20 protein-coding genes are annotated in these 19009 nt (G+C 67.0%); 13 read left to right on the top strand and 7 right to left on the bottom strand.

Annotated elements, in window-relative coordinates:
* Positions 1 to 26 precede the first annotated feature (26 nt).
* The 6 genes from ACFWPX_RS25455 (at position 27) to ACFWPX_RS25430 (ending at position 5373) form a co-directional block, all read left to right on the top strand.
* Positions 27 to 893, top strand: a complete 867-nt coding sequence (locus tag ACFWPX_RS25455; protein ID WP_378929668.1) for a TauD/TfdA dioxygenase family protein — start codon at positions 27 to 29, stop codon at positions 891 to 893.
* A 45-nt stretch (positions 894 to 938) separates the two neighbouring features.
* Positions 939 to 1991: a 3-keto-5-aminohexanoate cleavage protein gene (locus ACFWPX_RS25450; protein WP_378920671.1), complete on the top strand. Its 1053-nt coding sequence runs from the start codon at positions 939 to 941 to the stop codon at positions 1989 to 1991.
* Positions 1992 to 2069: 78 nt separating this feature from the next.
* The gene (locus ACFWPX_RS25445) at positions 2070 to 3365 is read left to right on the top strand and encodes an MFS transporter (protein ID WP_378929666.1); all 1296 of its coding nucleotides are present in this window, start codon (positions 2070 to 2072) and stop codon (positions 3363 to 3365) included.
* Between the two features lie 27 nt (positions 3366 to 3392).
* Complete coding sequence (locus ACFWPX_RS25440) at positions 3393 to 3977, top strand: RBBP9/YdeN family alpha/beta hydrolase (RefSeq protein ID WP_378929664.1); 585 nt, start codon at positions 3393 to 3395, stop codon at positions 3975 to 3977.
* Complete coding sequence (locus tag ACFWPX_RS25435; protein ID WP_378929662.1) at positions 3974 to 4717, top strand: CoA transferase subunit A; 744 nt, start codon at positions 3974 to 3976, stop codon at positions 4715 to 4717. Before ACFWPX_RS25440 ends, ACFWPX_RS25435 begins: the two co-directional genes overlap by 4 nt.
* Positions 4714 to 5373 carry a CoA transferase subunit B gene (locus tag ACFWPX_RS25430; RefSeq protein WP_378929660.1) on the top strand — a complete coding sequence of 220 codons (660 nt, stop codon included), beginning with the start codon at positions 4714 to 4716 and terminating at the stop codon, positions 5371 to 5373. The genes ACFWPX_RS25435 and ACFWPX_RS25430 overlap by 4 nt, the downstream gene beginning before the upstream one ends.
* A 31-nt stretch (positions 5374 to 5404) precedes the next feature.
* Here ACFWPX_RS25430 and ACFWPX_RS25425 read toward each other — a convergent pair whose 3' ends face one another.
* Positions 5405 to 6694, bottom strand: coding sequence for a DUF1214 domain-containing protein (locus ACFWPX_RS25425; RefSeq protein ID WP_378929658.1), 1290 nt, complete (start codon positions 6692 to 6694; stop codon positions 5405 to 5407).
* 147 nt (positions 6695 to 6841) lie between these two features.
* Entirely contained in the window at positions 6842 to 7480 is a 639-nt protein-coding gene (locus ACFWPX_RS25420; RefSeq protein ID WP_378929656.1) for a PadR family transcriptional regulator, read from the bottom strand.
* Between the two features lie 119 nt (positions 7481 to 7599).
* Between ACFWPX_RS25420 and ACFWPX_RS25415 the strand changes: the two genes are divergently transcribed.
* Both ACFWPX_RS25415 and ACFWPX_RS25410 read left to right on the top strand, forming a co-directional pair.
* A complete protein-coding gene (locus ACFWPX_RS25415) occupies positions 7600 to 8538 on the top strand; it encodes an ATP-binding cassette domain-containing protein (RefSeq protein ID WP_378929654.1) in 939 nt (312 codons plus the stop codon).
* Positions 8535 to 9350: an ABC transporter permease gene (locus ACFWPX_RS25410; RefSeq protein WP_378929652.1), complete on the top strand. Its 816-nt coding sequence runs from the start codon at positions 8535 to 8537 to the stop codon at positions 9348 to 9350. The genes ACFWPX_RS25415 and ACFWPX_RS25410 overlap by 4 nt, the downstream gene beginning before the upstream one ends.
* On the opposite strand, the gene ACFWPX_RS25405 is transcribed toward ACFWPX_RS25410, so the two are convergent.
* Entirely contained in the window at positions 9331 to 10176 is an 846-nt protein-coding gene (locus ACFWPX_RS25405; protein WP_378929650.1) for a helix-turn-helix transcriptional regulator, read from the bottom strand. The two genes, ACFWPX_RS25410 and ACFWPX_RS25405, sit on opposite strands and share 20 nt — an antisense overlap.
* A gap of 136 nt (positions 10177 to 10312) precedes the next feature.
* On the opposite strand from ACFWPX_RS25405, the gene ACFWPX_RS25400 reads away from it, so the two are divergent.
* Positions 10313 to 11254 carry an SDR family oxidoreductase gene (locus tag ACFWPX_RS25400; RefSeq protein WP_378929648.1) on the top strand — a complete coding sequence of 314 codons (942 nt, stop codon included), beginning with the start codon at positions 10313 to 10315 and terminating at the stop codon, positions 11252 to 11254.
* 14 nt (positions 11255 to 11268) lie between these two features.
* On the opposite strand, the gene ACFWPX_RS25395 is transcribed toward ACFWPX_RS25400, so the two are convergent.
* The 4 genes from ACFWPX_RS25395 to ACFWPX_RS25380 all read right to left on the bottom strand — a co-directional run bounded on the left by ACFWPX_RS25395 (position 11269) and on the right by ACFWPX_RS25380 (position 15297).
* Positions 11269 to 12039 (bottom strand): sulfotransferase family protein, encoded by a 771-nt coding sequence (locus ACFWPX_RS25395; RefSeq protein ID WP_378929646.1) that lies wholly within the window; start codon positions 12037 to 12039, stop codon positions 11269 to 11271.
* Positions 12036 to 12617 (bottom strand): adenylyl-sulfate kinase, encoded by a 582-nt coding sequence (gene cysC / locus ACFWPX_RS25390; protein ID WP_378929644.1) that lies wholly within the window; start codon positions 12615 to 12617, stop codon positions 12036 to 12038. The genes ACFWPX_RS25395 and cysC overlap by 4 nt, the downstream gene beginning before the upstream one ends.
* A gap of 129 nt (positions 12618 to 12746) precedes the next feature.
* Positions 12747 to 14690 (bottom strand): potassium transporter Kup, encoded by a 1944-nt coding sequence (locus ACFWPX_RS25385; protein WP_378929642.1) that lies wholly within the window; start codon positions 14688 to 14690, stop codon positions 12747 to 12749.
* 85 nt (positions 14691 to 14775) lie between these two features.
* Positions 14776 to 15297, bottom strand: a complete 522-nt coding sequence (locus ACFWPX_RS25380) for a GtrA family protein (protein ID WP_378929640.1) — start codon at positions 15295 to 15297, stop codon at positions 14776 to 14778.
* 142 nt (positions 15298 to 15439) lie between these two features.
* Between ACFWPX_RS25380 and ACFWPX_RS25375 the strand changes: the two genes are divergently transcribed.
* The 4 genes from ACFWPX_RS25375 (at position 15440) to ACFWPX_RS25360 (ending at position 18870) form a co-directional block, all read left to right on the top strand.
* Positions 15440 to 15619 carry a hypothetical protein gene (locus tag ACFWPX_RS25375; RefSeq protein WP_378920650.1) on the top strand — a complete coding sequence of 60 codons (180 nt, stop codon included), beginning with the start codon at positions 15440 to 15442 and terminating at the stop codon, positions 15617 to 15619.
* Between the two features lie 307 nt (positions 15620 to 15926).
* Positions 15927 to 17177, top strand: a complete 1251-nt coding sequence (locus ACFWPX_RS25370; RefSeq protein WP_378929638.1) for an NADH:flavin oxidoreductase/NADH oxidase family protein — start codon at positions 15927 to 15929, stop codon at positions 17175 to 17177.
* 326 nt (positions 17178 to 17503) lie between these two features.
* Entirely contained in the window at positions 17504 to 18166 is a 663-nt protein-coding gene (locus tag ACFWPX_RS25365; protein ID WP_378929636.1) for an MspA family porin, read from the top strand.
* Positions 18167 to 18204: 38 nt separating this feature from the next.
* Entirely contained in the window at positions 18205 to 18870 is a 666-nt protein-coding gene (locus ACFWPX_RS25360; RefSeq protein WP_378920642.1) for an MspA family porin, read from the top strand.
* The last annotated feature ends 139 nt before the right edge of the window (positions 18871 to 19009 follow it).

Genomic DNA, 19009 nt, shown 5'->3' with positions numbered 1-19009 from the left:
CGCGTCCACCGGAAAGGAACAAACCAATGACCGTTCGAACCGCGATGCGCGCGGTGCCGCTGACCGCGACCATCGGCGCGGAACTGCACGGGGTGAACCTCGCCGAGGTCGCCGTCGACGACGCCCTGTTCGCCGAACTGCGCACCCTGCTGCTGCGCCACAAGGTGCTCTTCGTCCGCGATCAGGACATCACCCGCGCCGAACACGTCGCGCTGGCTGAACGTTTCGGCCCGCTCGAGGACCATCCGGCCCTTGGCAGCGATCCCGATCATCCCGGTCTGGTGCGCATCTACAAGGACCTCGACAGTGCGCCCGAGCACTACGAGAACTCCTATCACTGCGATGCCACCTGGCGGGTCAATCCGCCGATGGGCGCCGTGCTGCGCTGTGTGGAAACGCCGCCTGTCGGTGGCGACACCATCTGGGTGAACATGGTCGAGGCGTACAAGCGGCTGCCGCAGACGGTGAAATCGCGGATCGCGCATCTGCGCGCCCGGCACAGTATCGAGGCGAGTTTCGGCGCCGCGCTCACCGAGGAGAAACGACTCGCTCTGCACGAGCGTTTCCCCGACGCCGAACATCCGGTGGTGCGTATCCACCCGGACACCGGTGAGGACATTCTGTTCGTCAATTCCTTCACGACGCATCTGGTCAATTACCACACGCCCGAGAACGTTCGATTCGGCGCCGACTACGCGCCGGGCGCGAGCGAACTCCTCAATTACCTGATGCGCCAGGCGAGTATCCCCGAATACCAGGTGCGCTGGCGCTGGACCGAGAACAGCTTCGCGATCTGGGACAACCGGTGCACCCAGCACTACGCGGTCCAGGACTACTGGCCCGCCGTCCGCAAGATGGAGCGCGCCGGGATCATCGGCGACCGCCCTTTCTGACTTTCACTTTTCCATAACCCCCGCAATTCTGATCGGAGCACCCCCATGCATTTTCACGACGACGCACTGTTCCCCGAGAACCAGGAAAAGCTGGTCATCACCGTCGCACCGTACGGCCCGGAATGGGAACCCGACGACTTCCGCGACGACCTGCCGCTGACCATGGACGAGCACGTCAAGGCGGCCGTCGACTGCTACGAAGCCGGCGCCACCGTGCTGCACATCCACGTGCGTGAACTCGACGGCAAGGGCTCCAAGCGCCTGTCGAAGTTCAACGAACTGCTCGGCCGCCTGCGCGAGGCAGTGCCGGACATGATCCTGCAGGTCGGCGGCTCGATCTCGTTCTCGCCCGAAGGCGAAGGCGCCGATGCGAAGTGGCTGACCGACGACGCCAGGCACATGCTGGCCGAGCTCGATCCCAAGCCGGATCAGGTCACCATCGCGATCAACACCAGTCAGATGAACATCGTCGAGCTGATGACCGAAGACGACATCGCGGGCACCTCCTTCGAGCGGCCCGAGGTGTACGAGGCGTACCGCGAGATGTTCGTCCCGGCGGGGCCGACCTGGGTGGCCGAGCACCTGAAGCGCCTGCAGGCCAACGGCATTCAGCCGCACTTCCAGTTGTCGAGCATCCCGCAGCTCGAGACCGTCGAGCGGCTGATCCGGCGCGGCGTGTACACCGGTCCGCTCATGCTGACCTGGGTCGGCATCGGCGGCGGCTTCGACGGCCCCAATCCGTACAACATGATGGAGTTCATCCGCCGCACTCCCGACGGCGCCGTGCTCACCCTGGAGACGCTGATGCGCAGCGTGCTGCCGGTGAACACGATGGCCATCGCGATGGGTCTGCACGCGCGCTGCGGCAACGAGGACACCCTGTGGGGTCGCAAGGGCGAGAAGATGACCTCGGTGCAGCAGGTCGAGCAGCTGGTCCGGATCGCGGGTGAGCTCGGCCGTGAGGTCGCCACCGGCAAGGAAGCGCGCGAGATCTACAAGCTCGACGCGCATTACGCCGACGCCGACGAGACGCTCGCCAAGATCGGGTTCGCCCCGAACCGTCAGCCCGGCCAGGTCGGGTTCACCCACCACGCCTGACCCTCTCGGGGATCCCGTTCCCCTCTCGACAACCCGGTGGACGTCAGCGACGACGTCCACCGGTGCGCAGGAGCACCCATGGACCTCACCACCACCGCCGCGAAACCCGCGCAGGCGCCGAGCCGTTCCTCGACCATCCGCCGCAACTATCCCTGGCTGGTGTTCGCACTCGCCTTCGGCCTTCTGCTCGCCGATTACATGTCCCGGCAAGTGCTGAGCGCGGTCTTTCCCTTTCTGAAAACCGAATGGACGCTGTCGGATTCGCAGCTGGCGTCACTGAGCAGTGTGGTCGCGCTGATGGTCGGGTTGCTGACCCTGCCGCTGTCGGTGCTGGCCGACCGGTGGGGCAGGGTCAAGAGCCTGGTGCTGATGGCGGTGGTGTGGAGTATCGCGACACTGGTGTGCGCACTGGCCGGAAACTATCCGCAGATGCTGGCGGCGCGTTTCTTCGTCGGTGTCGGTGAGGCCGCGTACGGCAGCGTCGGCATCGCGCTGGTGCTCAGTGTGTTCGCCGCGCGCAGGCATGCCGCGCTGAGCGGCGCGTTCATGGCCGGTGGTTCGTTCGGATCGGTGCTCGGCGTCGCCGCGGGCGGGGTGATCGCCGTGCACCTGGGGTGGCGGTGGTCGTTCGCGACGATGGCGGTGTTCGGTCTCGTGCTTGCCGTGGCGTTCTGGGCGGTGGTCAAGGAGCATCGCAACGCCGAACACGCCGCGGAACCAACTCCCGAAGTCGCCTTCCGCGCACCGATTTCGACCCTGTTCACCAATCCGGCGGTGCTGTGCGCCTACGTGGGCAGCGGCTTGCAGATGTTCACCGCCGCGGTGCTGCTGTCGTGGATGCCCAGTTTCTTCAACCGCTACTACGGGCTGGCGCCGGATCGGGCCGCTGGTCTGGCGGCCGTGATCGTGACGCTCGTCGGCACCGGCATGGTGGTGTGCGGGGTGATCACCGACCGGGTCGGACGTTCGGAGATGGCCCGCAAGTGGACCACCGCGATCGTGTTCTGTCTGATCTCGCTCGTCACCCTCGGCATCGGCTTCAGCATGAGTACCGGTGTGCCGCAACTGATTCTGCTCGGTATCGGTGCGTTCTTCTCCGGCGGCTCGGCCGGTCCGACCGTCGCCATGGTCGCCAATCTCACCCACCCCTCGGTCCGCGCGTCGGCGTTCGGCACCCTCACCCTCGCCAACAGCCTGCTCGGGCTGGCGCTCGGCCCGTTCGTCGTCGGCGTTCTCGCCGATCACCTCGGCCTGCAGAACGCGCTGCGCATCACCCCGGTGGTATCGGTGCTCGCCATCGCGGCCCTGCTCCTCGGCCGCCGTGTCTACCCGCTCGGGCTGCGTCAGCTCGCCACCGTGCACGCCCCGCACTGATCGCCTCGAAAAGGATTGCCACACATCATGAAATCTGTTCCCGAACCCACCTTCGTCATCGTCCCCGGGCTGCGCGATCACGTCGCCGTCCACTGGCAGACCTTGCTCGCCGACACCCTCTGGAAGGTGGCGATCGTGCCGCCACTGGAACGTGACGGCCTGAGTCTGACCGCGCGGGTCGGCGCACTAGACGCGGTGCTCACCGAGATCGACGGCCCCGTCGTCCTGGTCGCGCACAGCGCGGGCGTGATGATCACCGTCCACTGGGCGCAACAGTCCGACCGGCCGGTGCGCGGCGCGCTGCTCGCGACGCCGCCCGACTTCGAAACCCCACTGCCGCAGGGCTATCCGACCGCCGACGAACTCGCGACCAACGGCTGGACGCCGATCCCACGGCGGCAGCTGCCGTTCCCGAGCATCGTGGCGGCGAGTAGCACCGACCCACTGGCCACGACTCGCCGTGTCGCAGGCATGGCCGAGGTGTGGGGGAGCAGGCTGGTCGACCTCGGCGATGTCGGGCATCTGAATCCGGCGGCGGGCTACGGTCCGTGGCCGCGCGCCCAGGAGCTGCTCGACGAACTCCTCGACATGACCGGGGAGCTCGCCCGATGACGACGGTGTTCGAGACGGCTGCCGCCGCCGTTGCCGATATCGGTTCCGGATCCTCGCTCGCCGTCGGTGGTTTCGGATTGTGCGGCATCCCCGACGCACTCGTCGCCGCACTGGCGGCGGGCACGGCCGACCAGCTCGAGATCTTCTCCAACAACTGCGGCACCGACAGCCGCGGACTGGGGATCCTGTTGGCGCAGAAGCGCATCCGTCGGGTCACCGCGTCCTACGTCGGTGAGAACGCGGAGTTCGCGCGCCAGTATCTGTCCGGTGAACTGGAAGTCGAACTGACACCGCAGGGCACTCTCGCCGAGAAGCTGCGGGCCGGTGGGACCGGGATTCCGGCCTTCTTCACCGCCGCGGGCGTCGGCACACCGGTGTCCGACGGGGGATTGCCGTGGCGGTATCGGGCCGACGGGTCCGTCGCGGTCGCCTCGCCCGCCAAAGAGGTCCGCACCTTCCACGGCCGCCGGTTCGTGCTCGAGGAATCCATCACCGCCGATTACGCGCTCGTGCACGCCCTGATCGGTGACACCCGTGGAAATCTGGTGTTCAACAAGGCGGCCCGCAATTTCAATCCGCTCGCCGCGATGGCGGGGAAGGTGTGCATCGCACAGGTCGAGACGCTGGTGCCCGCCGGTTCCCTCGACCCGGCACAGGTGCATCTGCCCGGCGTGTTCGTCGACCGGATCGTGCACACGGGACCGCAGATCAAACTCATCGAAAGGCGGACCGTGTCATGACCGCATCGACCACCGTGGCGCTCGGCTGGACGCGCACCGAGATGGCCGCCCGCGCCGCACAGGAACTGCGGCCCGGCGAGTATGTCAACCTGGGCATCGGGCTGCCGACCCTGATCCCCAATCACCTGCCCGCGGACGTGGAGGTGACCCTGCATTCGGAGAACGGGATCCTCGGCACCGGTCCCTACCCCCGTGACGACGAGGTCGACGCCGACCTGATCAACGCGGGCAAGGAGACCGTCACCGTCGCCGACGGCGCCTCGTTCTTCGATTCCGCGCTGAGCTTCGGCATGATCCGTGGCGGTCACATCGACACCGCGGTCCTCGGTGGAATGCAGGTCTCGGCCGCCGGTGACCTCGCGAACTGGATGGTGCCCGGTCAGATGGTCAAGGGCATGGGCGGGGCGATGGACCTGGTCCACGGCGCCCGCCGCGTGATCGTGGTGATGACCCACACCGACAAGGCAGGCACCCCGAAAATCGTTCCTGCCTGCACATTGCCGCTCACCGGTGCGGGCGTCGTCCATCGGATCATCACCGACCTGGCCGTCATCGACGTCGAACCGGCGGGCCTGATCCTGCGCGAATGCGCACCGGGCATCAGCGAGGACCACGTCCGCGCCGTCACCGCAGCACCGCTCACGTCGGGCCGATGACCTTCGGCGGTCACGGCCGCCGCGAGGTGGTTCAGGCTTCGGCCAGTGGGGGCGGCGCCCAACCGCCATTACCGACGAAGCTCTTCGGCACGTAGCAACGGAACGTCAGGGAGAACGGCTTGCCCTCGGCTGAGGGCAGCCAGTTCGACTCCGGCACGCCCGGCACCGGCGCGGGGCCGATGCCCAGTTTCAGTGAGCCGTCGGTTTCATAGGTCAGCGGTGAGTAGTCGTTGAAGTTGTAGCGGTGCAACGAGTTCGGGATCACGCGGAAGTCCGGGACGGAGACCAGGATGACCGACCAGTAGCCGTCGACGACAGAGCCGGGCAGGTCGTCGGCCGCGAAGTGGATGACGTAGCTCTGACCGCCATCGAAGGGCTTGCCGTCGGCGCCGCGGCTGGTGTTGAAGTAGACGGCTTCCTCGGCGGTGTTGGCCCAGATTCCGAGCAGGTCGACGACCGTGCGAGTGGTGTAGTCGCCGCAGTAGTTGCCGGTGGGCTTGCCGCCCACCCAGCGGTTCACATACGGCGCACTCTCGGTGAGCGCGAATTCCTTGAATTTCGGGACCACTGTCTCGCGGAGGAACGTGTCGATCCCGTCGCGCGCAGTCGGGTCCGTGGCGAGGTACGCCGCGATCGACTGGGCGAGGACCTGCATCCGGTACGCCGCGATCGACTGGGCGAGGACCTGCATCCGGTACGCCGCGGGCGAGACATCGAGCGCGCTGCCCAGTACCGCGTCCAGGTTGTCGAAGATGTCGGCCCCGAGCAGGTTCGTGTTGTCGAAGGTGGGGATCGCGGGCGGCGCTGCCACGGTGATGTCGCCCAACGGCGTCGCGGAGAACTTGTGCTGCAACGCGACCGCACCGTCGGGATCGTCGCCCAGTTCCACTCGCGCCAGCATCTTCGCCTTGGCGGAGTGCAACTCGATGCGGGTCGCGCCGTCCGGAATCGGCGGGTAGGTGCCGGGTTTCACCAACGCGAAGGTGCCGAAGGGCTTCGATGGCGTGGTGCGTTCGTTGATGTTGAAGACGACCTCGCCCCACTCGTCGAGGACCTGCGCGGTGTAGTACCGCCCGGTGACCTCGGGTACCTCGAGCAGAACCGCGGTGTCGTCGTCGGCGGCGAACCAGGCTTCCAGGTAGGCCACGTCGAAATTGGGGTTCACGAAATCGGCGGAGCCGAGCGGGTTGTACTCGATCTGGTTGTAGTCGAATCCGTCCCCGGCCCGGTCGGTGTGCTCCTGCCGGATCACCAGGAACCGCGCCAGCAGATAGATGTAGGCCTGCCGGATGTCGTCCTCGGACGGTTTCCACGTCGCCATCGTGTGCGCTCCCTCGGATAGACACGGGTGGACCGGCACGGCCACCATCGGCAATGCCCAACTCCGGAATACTCCCGATCCGGTCCTCGCCGTGCATCACCCTGCGAGGATGAAATCGAAGGACCGGAAGGACTCGCGGTGCCCCGGTCAGTGGAGGTCGTCGGGGTGTGGTCCGGTCGCGAACGGGTTCGGCTCGTCCTGGGCGAGGATGCCGACGAAGGGTTCGCCCTCGTCGACGAAGGTGTAGGCGCCGCCTTCGATGCGTTCGATGAGGCCGTGGGTCCAGGCCGCTTCGCTGTCGGCGGAGTGCACCCACATGTTCATGATCTCGCCGATGTGTCCGAGCTGTCCCGGGCCCTCCTCGGGCGTGTAGTACTCGGTGACCGAGCCGCGCCACTGTTCGAGGCCGGTGATCCGTTGCTTCAGGAGTGCGACGGCCTCCGCACGTGGTAGGTCGACGATGAAACCGATGCCGGCCGAGAGCATCTCCATCTTCTGGTCGTACGAGGTCAGGGCCTCGCGCAGCAGCGCGAGGTATTCCTCGGTGCCCTTGTCGGTGATCTCGTACTCGACGCGGGGCGGACCGCCGACGGTGCTCGGCGCGACTTCGTGTGCGAGGAGGAGTCCTTGCTTGGCCATCTGTTTGAGTGCGTGGTAGATCGAGCCGGGCTTGGCGTTGGACCATTCGTGGGCGCCCCAGAATTCCAGGTCGTTGCGAACCTGATAGCCGTGTGCGCGTCCGTGCTGACGGACCGCGCCGAGGACCAGCAGCCGGATCGCTGACATGGACGTCTCCCTTCCGAGCGAGTGCGACCAAAGTAGCAGTATTCAAGTTTGACTAACCGAATCGGGCTCGGTATTTTGGTCGTCTAGTCAAGTTTGATCACTAGGCGTTGGAGGGTGTTTTGACTGACCACGATCTATCGATCGTCGTCGAAGGCCTGCGGAAGAAGTACGGGGCGAAGCAGGCACTCGACGGACTCGATCTCGCTGTCCGGGCCGGTACCGTGCACGCGGTTCTCGGCCCGAACGGCGCGGGCAAGACCACGGCCGTGCGCATCATGTCCACATTGCTCCGCCCGGAGTCTGGGCGTGTCGAGGTGGCGGGCATCGATGTGCGCACCCGAGCCGATGAGGTGCGCACCCGAATCGGGCTGCTCGGCCAGAGTGCGGCTGTCGACGAGGAGCTCAGCGGGCGGCAGAACCTGGAGATGTTCGGGCGCCTCTACCACCTCGGGGCGCGCCGTGCGGGCGTCCGAGCCGATGAGCTCCTTGCACGATTCGGGCTCGCGGACACCGGAAAGAAGGCGGTCAGGCAGTACAGCGGCGGAATGCGGCGGCGGCTCGACCTCGCGGCGTCCCTTATTTCCGAACCGCAGGTGCTGTTCCTGGACGAACCGACGACCGGGCTCGATCCGCGCGGCCGCGCCGAGGTGTGGAGTTCGGTGCGTTCCCTGGTCGACGGCGGCACCACCGTGCTGTTGACCACCCAGTACCTGGAGGAGGCCGATCAGCTGGCCGACCAGATCTCGGTGATCGACCACGGGAAGGTCATCGCCGAGGGCACTGCCGACCAGCTGAAGTCGAAGACTGGCGGCGACCGCATCGACGTGGTCCTGCACGACGTCACCCAGCTGGCACGCGCTGCCGCGCTCATCCCGGGCGAGGCGGTGGTCGATGAGGACCGGCGGCTGATCAGTGCCGCGGTCGGCGACCGGATGGTGGCACTGACCGAGACCGTCCGGGCGCTGGAGGCGAACGGCATCGAAGCCGAGGACATCGCGATCCGGCGCCCGACACTCGACGAAGTCTTCCTGCACCTGACCAAGGAGCACGCGGCATGAGCGCGACTTACACGACGAACCAACCGGTTTCGACACTGAGCACGGCGCTCACCGATTCCTGGACGATGACCAGACGCGAGCTGGCGCACTGGGCCCGCCAGCCCGTTCAAGTGGTTGTCGGGCTGGTCTTCCCGGTGATGTTGCTGGTGATGTTCACCTATCTGATCGGCGGCGGGCGCGGCATCGACGGGGACTTCAAGGATTATCTGGTCCCTGGAATGCTCACCATGACAATGGCATTCGGCCTCGAATCGACCATGCTCGCGGTCACCCAGGACCTCGGCAAGGGGGTCATCGATCGGTTCCGCTCGATGCCGATGAACTCGGCCGCGGTCCTGGTGGGGCGCAGCGTCGCCGACATGCTGCAGTCGGTGGTCGGGCTGGCCGTGATGATCGCGGTCGGGTACGCGATCGGCTGGCGCTGGCACGACGGCGCCGCCTCGTTCCTGGCGGCCGTGGGACTGCTGTTGCTGTTCCGGTTCGCGATGCTGTGGATCGGCATCTATCTGGCGATGGTCGCGGGCAAGCCCGAACTGGTGCAGGCGGTCCAGATCCTGGTCTGGCCGATCAGCTTCCTCTCCAATGCCATCGCCTCGCCCGAAGCGATGCCGTCCTGGCTGGGTGCGGTCGTCGAGTGGAACCCCATGTCGGCAACCGCCACGGCGGTGCGCGGCCTGTTCGGCAATCCGGGTGCGGTCGGCGACTCCTGGGCCGCGGCACACGCCGAAATGCTGGCGGTGGCTTGGCCGTTGGTCTTGATCGCGGTGTTCTTCCCACTGGCGGTGCGCAGGTTCAGAGACCTGAGCCGCTAGCGGCGCCGACCACGGAGAGCAGCTGCAACTTCTCGTAGCTCTCGCTGCCGGGTGTCGCGGTGTAGACCAGCAGCAGATGTGACTGGTCGGGGTCGAGCAGTGTTTGGCAGTTCAGTTCCATGGGGCCGACCTCGGGGTGGCGGAATCGCTTCACCTCCCGGGGTCGCACCCCGATCTCGCGGGTGTTCCACAGGGTCCGGAATTCCGCGCAATCGGCCAGGAGCAGGGTCGTGTACTGCGCGGCGCGCGAATCGGGACCGCGCCGGGTGGCGACCTCGCGGAGTCCGGAGACGAACATCCGTCCCAGGAACGGGTGGTCTTCGGGCGCGTAGAGCTCGCGTTCGGCGGGGTCGGTGAACCAGCGGTAGCCGATGCTGCGAGCGGGGCCGGTGAAGCGGGTGGTGTCGCCGGTGAGGGCAGTCCCGAGCGGTGTCTGGCGCAGCGTTTCCCCGAGCTCGGTGACGATCTCGGCAGGCGTGTCGTGGAGCCGGTCGAGGATCCGCAGCAGGCCGGGGCTGATGTGTTCACTGACCGCGCCGCGTGCGGGCGGGCTGTGTCCGGCGAGGCGGAACAGGTGGTCGCGTTCGTCGAGGGACAGGTGCAGGCCCTGTGCGATGGACGCGATCATCTGTTCGGACGGGTGCGGGCCTCGTTGCTGCTCCAGCCGGGCGTAGTAGTCGGTCGACATATGACACAGGACGGCGATCTCCTCCCGGCGCAACCCGCTCGTCCTGCGCCGCCGCCCGCGCGGAAGTCCGACATCCTCGGGTTGCAATGACTCCCGGCGTTGTCTGAGGAACTCCGCCAGCTCCGTACGATCGATCACCAGAGATCTCCTTCCTGTGTTCGGTTCTACCGCCGGGGCCTGCGGGTATCCACTGATCGACAGTCCCTGGATGTCACCTCTCGACCGGGCGATCGTGGATATCAGACACCAGCCCAGCACCCAGAGGAGAAGCGACATGCCACGTCGGCAGCCCGATATCACCGTTCCCGATCTCACCGGTAAACGCGCGGTGGTCACCGGAGCCAGCGATGGCATGGGGATCGGGATCGCGTCGCGCCTGGCGGCCGCCGGGGCCGAAGTCGTTCTCCCGGTGCGCAATCAGCGCAAGGGCGAGGCGGCGCTGGCCACCATCCGGCAGGCGAGCCCCGACGCGGAGGTCTCGCTGCGCGAGCTCGACCTGTCCAGCCTGGCTTCCGTCGCGGCGCTCGGCAAGACCCTGCGAGCCGAGGATCGCCCGATCCATCTGCTGATCAACAACGCGGGCGTGATGACCCCACCGGATCGACAGGTCACCGCCGACGGTTTCGAAGTGCAGTTCGGCACCAACCACCTCGGGCACTTCGCCCTGGTCGGACACCTCATGCCCCTGCTCCGCGCGGGGCGTGCACGGGTCACCTCGCAGGTCAGCGTCGCGGCCAACCAGCACCGGATCAACTGGGACGATCTGAACTGGGAACGCTCCTACAACGGCAGGCACGCCTACAGCCAGTCCAAGATCGCCTTCGGTCTGTTCGGGCTCGAACTCGGCAGGCGCAGCCGAGCGCACGGATGGGGGATCACCAGCAATCTCTCCCACCCTGGCGTCGCGCCGACCAATCTCCTCGCCGCCCGGCCCGAGGTCGGGCGCATCGAGGACACCACCGGAGTCAAGGTCATCCGGTGGCTCTCGGCCCGCGGCATCCTGCTCGGCACCGTCGAGTCGGCGAAACTGCCCGCCCTCTACGCCGCCACCTCGCCTGCCGCGGAGACCGAACGCTTCTACGGACCCAGCGGACCCGGCCACCTCGGCGGCCCTCCCGCCGAGCAGAAGCTCTACGGCCGACTACGCGACCACGAGGACGCTCAGCGCATCTGGCAGGTCTCCGAGGACCTCACCGACGTCCGAATCTCGGCTTGACCCGGACCGGTCGCCTACGGACGAGCCGGATAGCCCCATTCCCGGCACGCCGACTTCAGTGCGTCGGGGACGGCCGGATCGGCGGGCAGCGGGCGGGCGGGCTGGATGACGCCGGAGCGGATGGTGTCGCTCCAGTCGCCGATACCGCGGACATAGCTGCCGTGGTCGAAACGGCCGTAGTCCAGCATCGAGGGCTGCCACTCGACGTCGAGGAAGCGGCACAGGCCGCGCACGGTTTCCTCGGGGCGGTGGGTCAGGTCCTCGTAGCGCACCTCGTGGCCGTTCAGCGCTACCCTGGCCTCGTTCATCGCCGCGACGAACTCCAAAGTCCGCCGCACCGGGTCGATTTCGTGTCGCTGTGCCCAGGCGCGGCCGAGGGAGTCGGCGATCTGCATCGGGTGGCGCAACAGGAACACATAGCGGGCATCGGGCCAGCACGCGGCGATCCGTCGCCAGGTCAGCACGCTGCTGGTCGTCTTGTTGACCATCCGGTCCTTGCCGCTGCGTTCCAGCTCGTGGTGCAGCAGGCGGTCCCAGAGGAGGTGCTCGAGCTCGCGGATCGTCAGGCCGAGCGCGTCCAGCGAGATGCTCGCGTAGCGCTCGGTGATGTCGTCGGCGGCCCACTCGAGTTCCTGGACGGTCAGCAGGTTCAGGTGCAGTTCGTGCGGGGCATGGATGCGCGCATGGCTGTTGAGGACCGAACGCAGCAGGGTGGAACCGGATCGGGGCGCGGACAGGATGAAGATCGGCGCGGGCACGAGGCGGTTGGTGGTCGCCTGCTTCACGGTCGCCCGTTCCGCAGGGGCGGTGCGGCGATCAGTTCCCGGCGAAGCAGGAGGTCGAGCACGCGGTCGGTGGATTCGTCGACCGTCTCGGCAGCGGTGTCCATCCGCAGATGGGGGAGCAGTGGTTCCTCGTAGACCGCGTCGACCCCGGTGAGCTGAGTGAGTTCACCCCGCGCCCGCCGCCCGTAGAGGCCCTTGACGTCGCGTTGTTCGCAGGCCGAAAGCGCGGTTGCGACATGGACTTCGGCGAAGTCAAGGCCGGCGTCCTCGTGGCGGACCCGCATCAGCTCACGATCGGCGGCGTACGGCGCGATGGCTGCCACGAGGACCAGCACGCCGTGGCGGGCCAGCATCAGCGCGAGGGTGGTGATCCGGCCGAGGTTCTGTTTGCGGTCGTCGGGGGTCAGGCCGAGTTCCGGCCACAGCCGTCCGCGCACGTCGTCACCGTCGAGTACCTCGACCGCGTATCCGGCCTCGGCCACGCGGGTGCGGGTAGCGGTGGCGATGGTGGTTTTTCCCGAACTCGGCAGTCCGGTCAGTAGAACTGTCCCACCCGGTCTACAGGGCCCGTCGCTCATCAGACATTTCTGACAGGGCGAAATTATGCGGGGGTATCGATTACACGATCGCTACGTAAACGCCTGCTGCCCAAAGGAATTCGTCCTGGGCCGATAACGGATCCGGTGCCACTGATAATGAATCGGCGCTCAGACCTCGATATGGGAGCCCATGATGACCGTTCTGTCGCGCGGCAGGGCGAAGTAGTCGGCGGCATCGGCGGTGATGTAGGAGGTGGCGATGAACAGCCGTTTGCGCCAGGTCGCCATGGTCGGCTGATCACTGCGGCGGAGTTCGATCTTGGAGACGAAATAGGAGGCATTGTCGAGGTCGAGTCGGCCTTCGGTCGCCGACGAATCGAGCAGCCGCAGCGCCTCGGGAATGTCGGGACGTTCGGCGTAGCCGTAGCGGGCGGTGACGTGGACGATGCGGTCGCCGCCGTGCCCGAGGTGGTCCACGCTCAGGCGCTCCGCCGCCGGAATTCGGGGCACCGGGTCGGTGGCGATGCTCACGATCGCGACGTGGTGGTGCCGGATGTGGTTGTTCTCGACATTGGCGCGCATGGCCAGCGGGGTCGTCTTCTTGCCGCGATTGAGGAAGATCGCCGTGCCGGGAACCTCGAACGTGCTCGGTCGCCCTTCGCGGAGTTCGGCGACGAACTCCCGCAGTGGGCCCTCGCGCTGTTCGCGTGCCGCGGTGACGATGTCGCGGCCGCGTTCCCAGGTGGTCATGACGGTGAACGCGACGACGCCGATGAGCAGCGGCAGCCACGCACCGTGCACGATCTTGGTGAGGTTCGCCCCGAGGAACAGCAGATCGATACCGAGCAGCGGCACCGCGCCGAGCGCGAGCAGCCAGATCGGGGTACGCCAACGGGCGCGGGCGACATAGAAGAACAGCAGCGTGGTGATGGTGATGGTGCCCGTGACCGCCATCCCGAACGCGTAGGCCAGCGCGTGGGAGCTGCGGAACGCGAAGACCAAGGTCAGCACCGAGACCATGAGCAGCCAGTTGATCCACGGGACATAGATCTGACCCATGGTGGATTCGGAGGTGTGCACGATCCGCAGTCGCGGCAGATAGCCGAGTTGAGCGGCTTGCGAGGCGACGGAGAACGCGCCGGTGATCACGGCCTGCGCGGCGATGACCGTCGCGGCGGTGGCCAGCAGCACCATCGGCAGCCGGCCCCACCCGGGGACGAGCAGGAAGAACGGGCTCGACACGGCGGTGGGGTCGGTGAGGATCAGCGCGCCCTGCCCCATGTAGCTGAGCATGCAGGCCGGGAACACGAGAAACAGCCAGCCGCGGGTGATCGGTCGTCGCCCGAAGTGGCCCATGTCGGCGAAGAGCGCTTCGGCGCCGGTCACCGCGAGCACCACCGCGGCGAGCGCGAAGAACGCGATCCCGAAGTGGCCGAACAGGAATCCCAGCGCGTAGGTGGGTGAGATCGCCTTCAGGATCTCCGGGTTGTCGCTGATGCCCGCGATGCCGCACACCCCGATCGCGGTGAACCAGGCGATCATCACCGGCCCGAACACCCGTCCGACGACGGCAGTGCCCTTGCGCTGCACCAGGAACAGTCCCACGATGATCACCGCGGTGATCGGGATGATGAACTCCTCGAACGACGGCTCGACGACTTTCAGTCCTTCCACCGCCGAGAGCACCGAGATCGCCGGGGTGATCATGGAATCGCCGAAGAACAACGACGCTCCGAAAATGCCGAGTGCCGCGAGGAATACCGCCGTCCGCTTGCCGCCCGGCGCGCTCCAGCGGCGCAGCTGGGTGATCAGCGCCATGATGCCGCCCTCGCCGTCGTTGTCGGCACGCATCGCCAGCGCGACGTAGGTGACGGTGACGATGACGGTCACCGACCAGAAGATCAGCGAGACGATCCCGAACACGTTGTCCTTGCTCACCGGCACCGGATGCGGGTCGGCGGGATTGAACACGGTTTGCAGGGTGTAGATCGGGCTGGTGCCGATATCGCCGAACACCACGCCCAGCGCCGCGACGATCGTGGCAAGACGGACGACCTCACGACCTGTCCCGTGTCCGGTAGCGGAGGAGGTGGACGGCGGCGTTGCGGTCACAGTTTTCCTTCCGTGGACGAGCACCCGACGCGGGCCGCCGTGACGATAACCGCTGTGACGGCGAATCCGAAGGCCGACAAGCGATCTATACGCGATCTATACGGGTGTCGGCGCCGAAGACGAAACTGCGCAGGACCAGGAAGCGCAGTCCGCCGACCACGGCCATGACGGCGATCACGGCGCCCGCCTGCGCGGCTTCGCCGAGATCCGGTGCCAGGAAATCCAATCCGGCCAGCGCCGCCGTGCTGATCCCGAGGCCGAGCAGCGCCAGCCCGCCGCCCTCCCACTGCGCGGTGAACCCGTCGACCCGGCTCCCCGCCCGGAAGGTGAGCTGCCGGTGCAGTTCGTTCGCGATCACCGTGCTCACCATCGACCCGGCGACATTGGCGACCAGCGGGCCGCTGTCGTGCACGGCCATGAACAGCAGCACATAGGCGATGTTGCTGGCACCGCCGACCAGCGCGAAGCGGATCAGCTGGGCGAACGCGTGGTCGCCGCGCAGGTATCGCAGCACGCGGACGAGATCGATGCGCGGCACGGGACCGGCCCACGCGGTGTAGACGCTGGTGGGGAGCATTCCCGGGCGGGTGATCTGCGGGGCGGTCATGTTCGTTCCGATCAAGCGTGCGGGATTCGGCGGGATGCCTGGCAACGCTTGTGACTATACGTAGATGTATACGTATAAACAAGTGTGGTCGATCTTCGTACTAGGGATGGCACCCGGGGCGCGGTCGGCGGACACTGGAGAGATGGTTGACAGGGAGCAACGCACACCCTTCTACGGGGTGGTGCTGATTCTGGCAGCGCTCGGCGCGTCGATGGCGGTCAGTTACTACGGGCCGACCTGGGTCCGCGTCACCGTCTACATACTCACGGTGATGGTTGTCCTGGTCGGCGGCGTCATGACGTTCCGGGACTACTCACACTGACGCTGCGAACGCGATGCGCGCCCCGGGCTCGGTGGGGCGGGGCTCAGTGCTGCGAGATCGCGTTGAGCAGGAGCGTTCGCGCCTGGGGCCTCGGCCATCGCGATGGTTAGCGCGTGTGCGGTGTCGACTCCCGCGGCGAGGAGCAATTCGGTGATGATGTGCGCGATGGGCAGGTTGTGGATCTCCCACAGCATGTCGACGGCATCGCGCGGCGTTCCTGCTCGGTGCCGCGGGCATCTACGAGAAATTGGCCGGTCTCCACCCGGCGGTGCGTGCACTGGTACGCGGAAAGAACTGAGGGAAACCGATGTCGAATACCACTGCGGCACTGGCCGATTCCATCGCCCTGCCGTGTGGCGCCGCCCTGGCGAACCGGATCGTGAAGTCCGCGCTGAGCGAAGGGCTCGCGGATGCGGGCAACGCCCCGACCCCTGCCCTCGAGCGGCTGTATCGACGGTGGGCCGACGGCGGTTTCGGCCTGGTCGTCACGGGCAATGTGATGGTCGACCGGCGTCACCTCGGTGAGCCGGGCAACCTCGTCGTCGAAGACGACCGGCACATGGCCGGGCTCCGACGCCTGGCCGGCGCGTTCGACCACGTCGACACCGCCTGCTGGGTGCAGCTCAATCATCCAGGGCGCCAGTCGAACCCGCTGGCACGGACCAGGCCGGTGGCGCCGAGCGCGATCGCGGCCGATGTTCCCGGCGCGTCGCGGCCGACGGCGCTGACCGGACCGCAGATCGAGGAGATCATCACCCGATTCGCCGAATCCGCCGCGGTATGCGAGGCAGCGGGCTTCGCCGGTGTGCAGATCCACGCCGCGCACGGCTACCTCATCACCCAGTTCCTGTCGCCGCTGACGAACCGTCGTGACGACGAATGGGGTGGCGACCCGGTGCGGCGACGGCGATTCCTGCTGGAAGTCGTTCGCGCGATTCGTGATCGGGTGAGCCCGGAATTCGCGGTCGGGGTCAAACTGAACTCGGCGGACTTCCAACGGGGCGGTTTCACCGAGGACGAATCCCGCGACGTGGTGTCGGCACTGGTCACCGAGGGCATCGACCTGCTCGAGATCAGCGGCGGCTCCTACGAGAGTCCCGCGATGCTGGGCCCGGTGCGGGCGTCCACCGCGGCCAGAGAGGCGTATTTCCTCGATTACGCGCGCACCGTGGCCGAACTGGCAGGCCCGGTGCCCGTCGCGGTCACCGGCGGTTTCCGCACCGTGACGGCCATGCATGACGCCGTATCCTCCGGCGACTGCGACCTCATCGGCCTCGGCAGACCGACCTGCCTCGACCCCGACGCGGCCACCACAGTGCTGCGGCAGCCCCACAGCCGACTGGCCGTCGGCGAAGTCCGCGTGCCGTTCGCGAGTACGCCGATGATGCGCCAGTTGCAGAGCCTGGTCGAATTGCAGTGGCATACCGACCAGCTGCACCGCCTCGGCAACGGCAAGACCCCCGACCCGGACCGCGCGTGGTGGCAGACCGCGATGAGCACGATGTGGCGCAACGGCGCCGATTCCCTACGCCCCAAGCGCGGCGGCGGCGCCCGATAACAGCAGACTCGACCGCACCATCCGATCGCCGAGGCGCGTCAACCGCTCGCGCGACCAGAGAGGTTACTTCCAACGGGATGATCATGGTGAAGACCAGCCCGGCCTGAGTTCACCGCGGAGCGGCGTGGCGGGGTGAATTGTTGCGAACTGTTTACAGCCGCTGTTATGTCACTGCAAAGAGCCGGAAATGTTCTCGTAGTGCGACTTTCATCAGTGGGCTTTCGCACGGGCGTTGGCACGCCACGGTTCCCGGGAAAGCTCGGTCGAGCCCTCGGCACGCGCTCGCGCCGCCGTGGGATGACTGCTCGAACCTGATGAGGGGAAGTATGAATATCAACCGAATCCGTGGTGGCCTGCATGCTGTCGGCACCGGCGTGGCCGTTCTCGCACTGGGTGCGCTCGTGGCCGGTACCGCCGGTGCCGATGCCTTTGTCCCACTGCCGGACGGCGAGCGGGTGGGCCACGGTGTCACGGTGAAGCGCACCGGTGAACACGCCGTGGTTTCCCCGTCGATGGCCGCCAATGGCGCGGGCCGGGTCGCGTGGGTCTCGGCGAACGTGACCGCCGACGTGACGATCACGCCAGAGGGCGAGGTGGGTCCGGCCAATGGTCCGTCCGGCAACAACGGCACCAACAACTCCTCCACCCACGGTGCCTCACAGCTCAACACCGGCTACATCATCGGCTGCCAGGTCTCGATCGGCGACGACGCGATCGCCGCGGGCCTGTCCGGTGGCATCGACCTGTCCGGCTTCAGTGTCGGCGGCTCGGCGGGCGTCGAGCTCGGCCCGGGTGAGGTCGAGTTCGTCCAGCTCGAGAAGAAGGACATCCTGAAGCCGGGCGTCTACTCGATCGAGTACCAGGACGTCGAAATCGAGGTGCAGGGCTGCGCCGGATACGCGCAGGCCCGCTCGTACACCGTGGTCGAGATCATCGGCGACCACTACTCCAAGACCACCCTCTATGGTGCCCCGTTCAGCATCGGCTGACCCGCCCGAACCAGACTTCAGATCAGAGGATGAAATATATGTTCGACCGTAAGAATGCGGCGCGTCTGGCCGGTATCGCCTGCGCAGGCGCCGTCACCGTCGGAATGCTGTCGGCCGGTGCGGCCAACGCCGACACCTTCATTCCGCTGCCCGGCGGTGAGATCGTCAAGACGCTGTCCGACGGCACCACCGTCACCGTGCGGCTGGTCGGGGAGTCGGCCAACATCAACCCGTCGATGGGTTCGACCCCCGTGCACCGCAACGCGTGGGTGTCGGGCAGTGCGCAGGTCGAGGTGTCGGGTAACGCCAAGGGCGGCAAGATCCGTCCCGGCTACGTGGTCGGCTGCCAGGTGAACATCGACGGCGGCGGCGTGGAAGGTGGCGTCGAAGGCGAGAGCGACTGGGCGGGCAAGAAGCCCGGTGTGGGTGCCGACACCGGCGCCGAGCTGAGTCTCGGACCGGGCCAGGCGGAGTCGTTCTACATTCTCGACCTCGAGAAGGCCGATGACTACGGCGACGAGGCCCACAGCAAGGACAACAAGTTCAAGGGCAAGAGCGGCTCGGTGACCTGGGCCGACACCACCATCGGTCTGTCCGGCTGTGGTGGCTACGCGCAGGCGCGTGCCTTCGTGAAGGTGAAGGTCGAGACCGACAACGTGACCTCGGTCGTCACGCTGTGGGGTCAGCCGTTCAGCATCGGCTGATCTGATCGGACCGGTATCGAGGCCCGGCGCGGTGTGCGCCGGGCCTCGACGCGTCGGTGGGTATCAGGTCACCGGAATCGGGTGTCGCCCGCTGACAACCGGACGTCGGCCATCGGACGGCAATGTCGAACCGCCCGAT

The organism is Nocardia sp. NPDC058518 (assembly GCF_042719655.1).
GTDB lineage: Bacteria > Actinomycetota > Actinomycetes > Mycobacteriales > Mycobacteriaceae > Nocardia.
The sequence above is the reverse complement of the archived record's forward strand: the minus strand, read 5'-3'. Positions and strand labels throughout refer to the sequence as shown.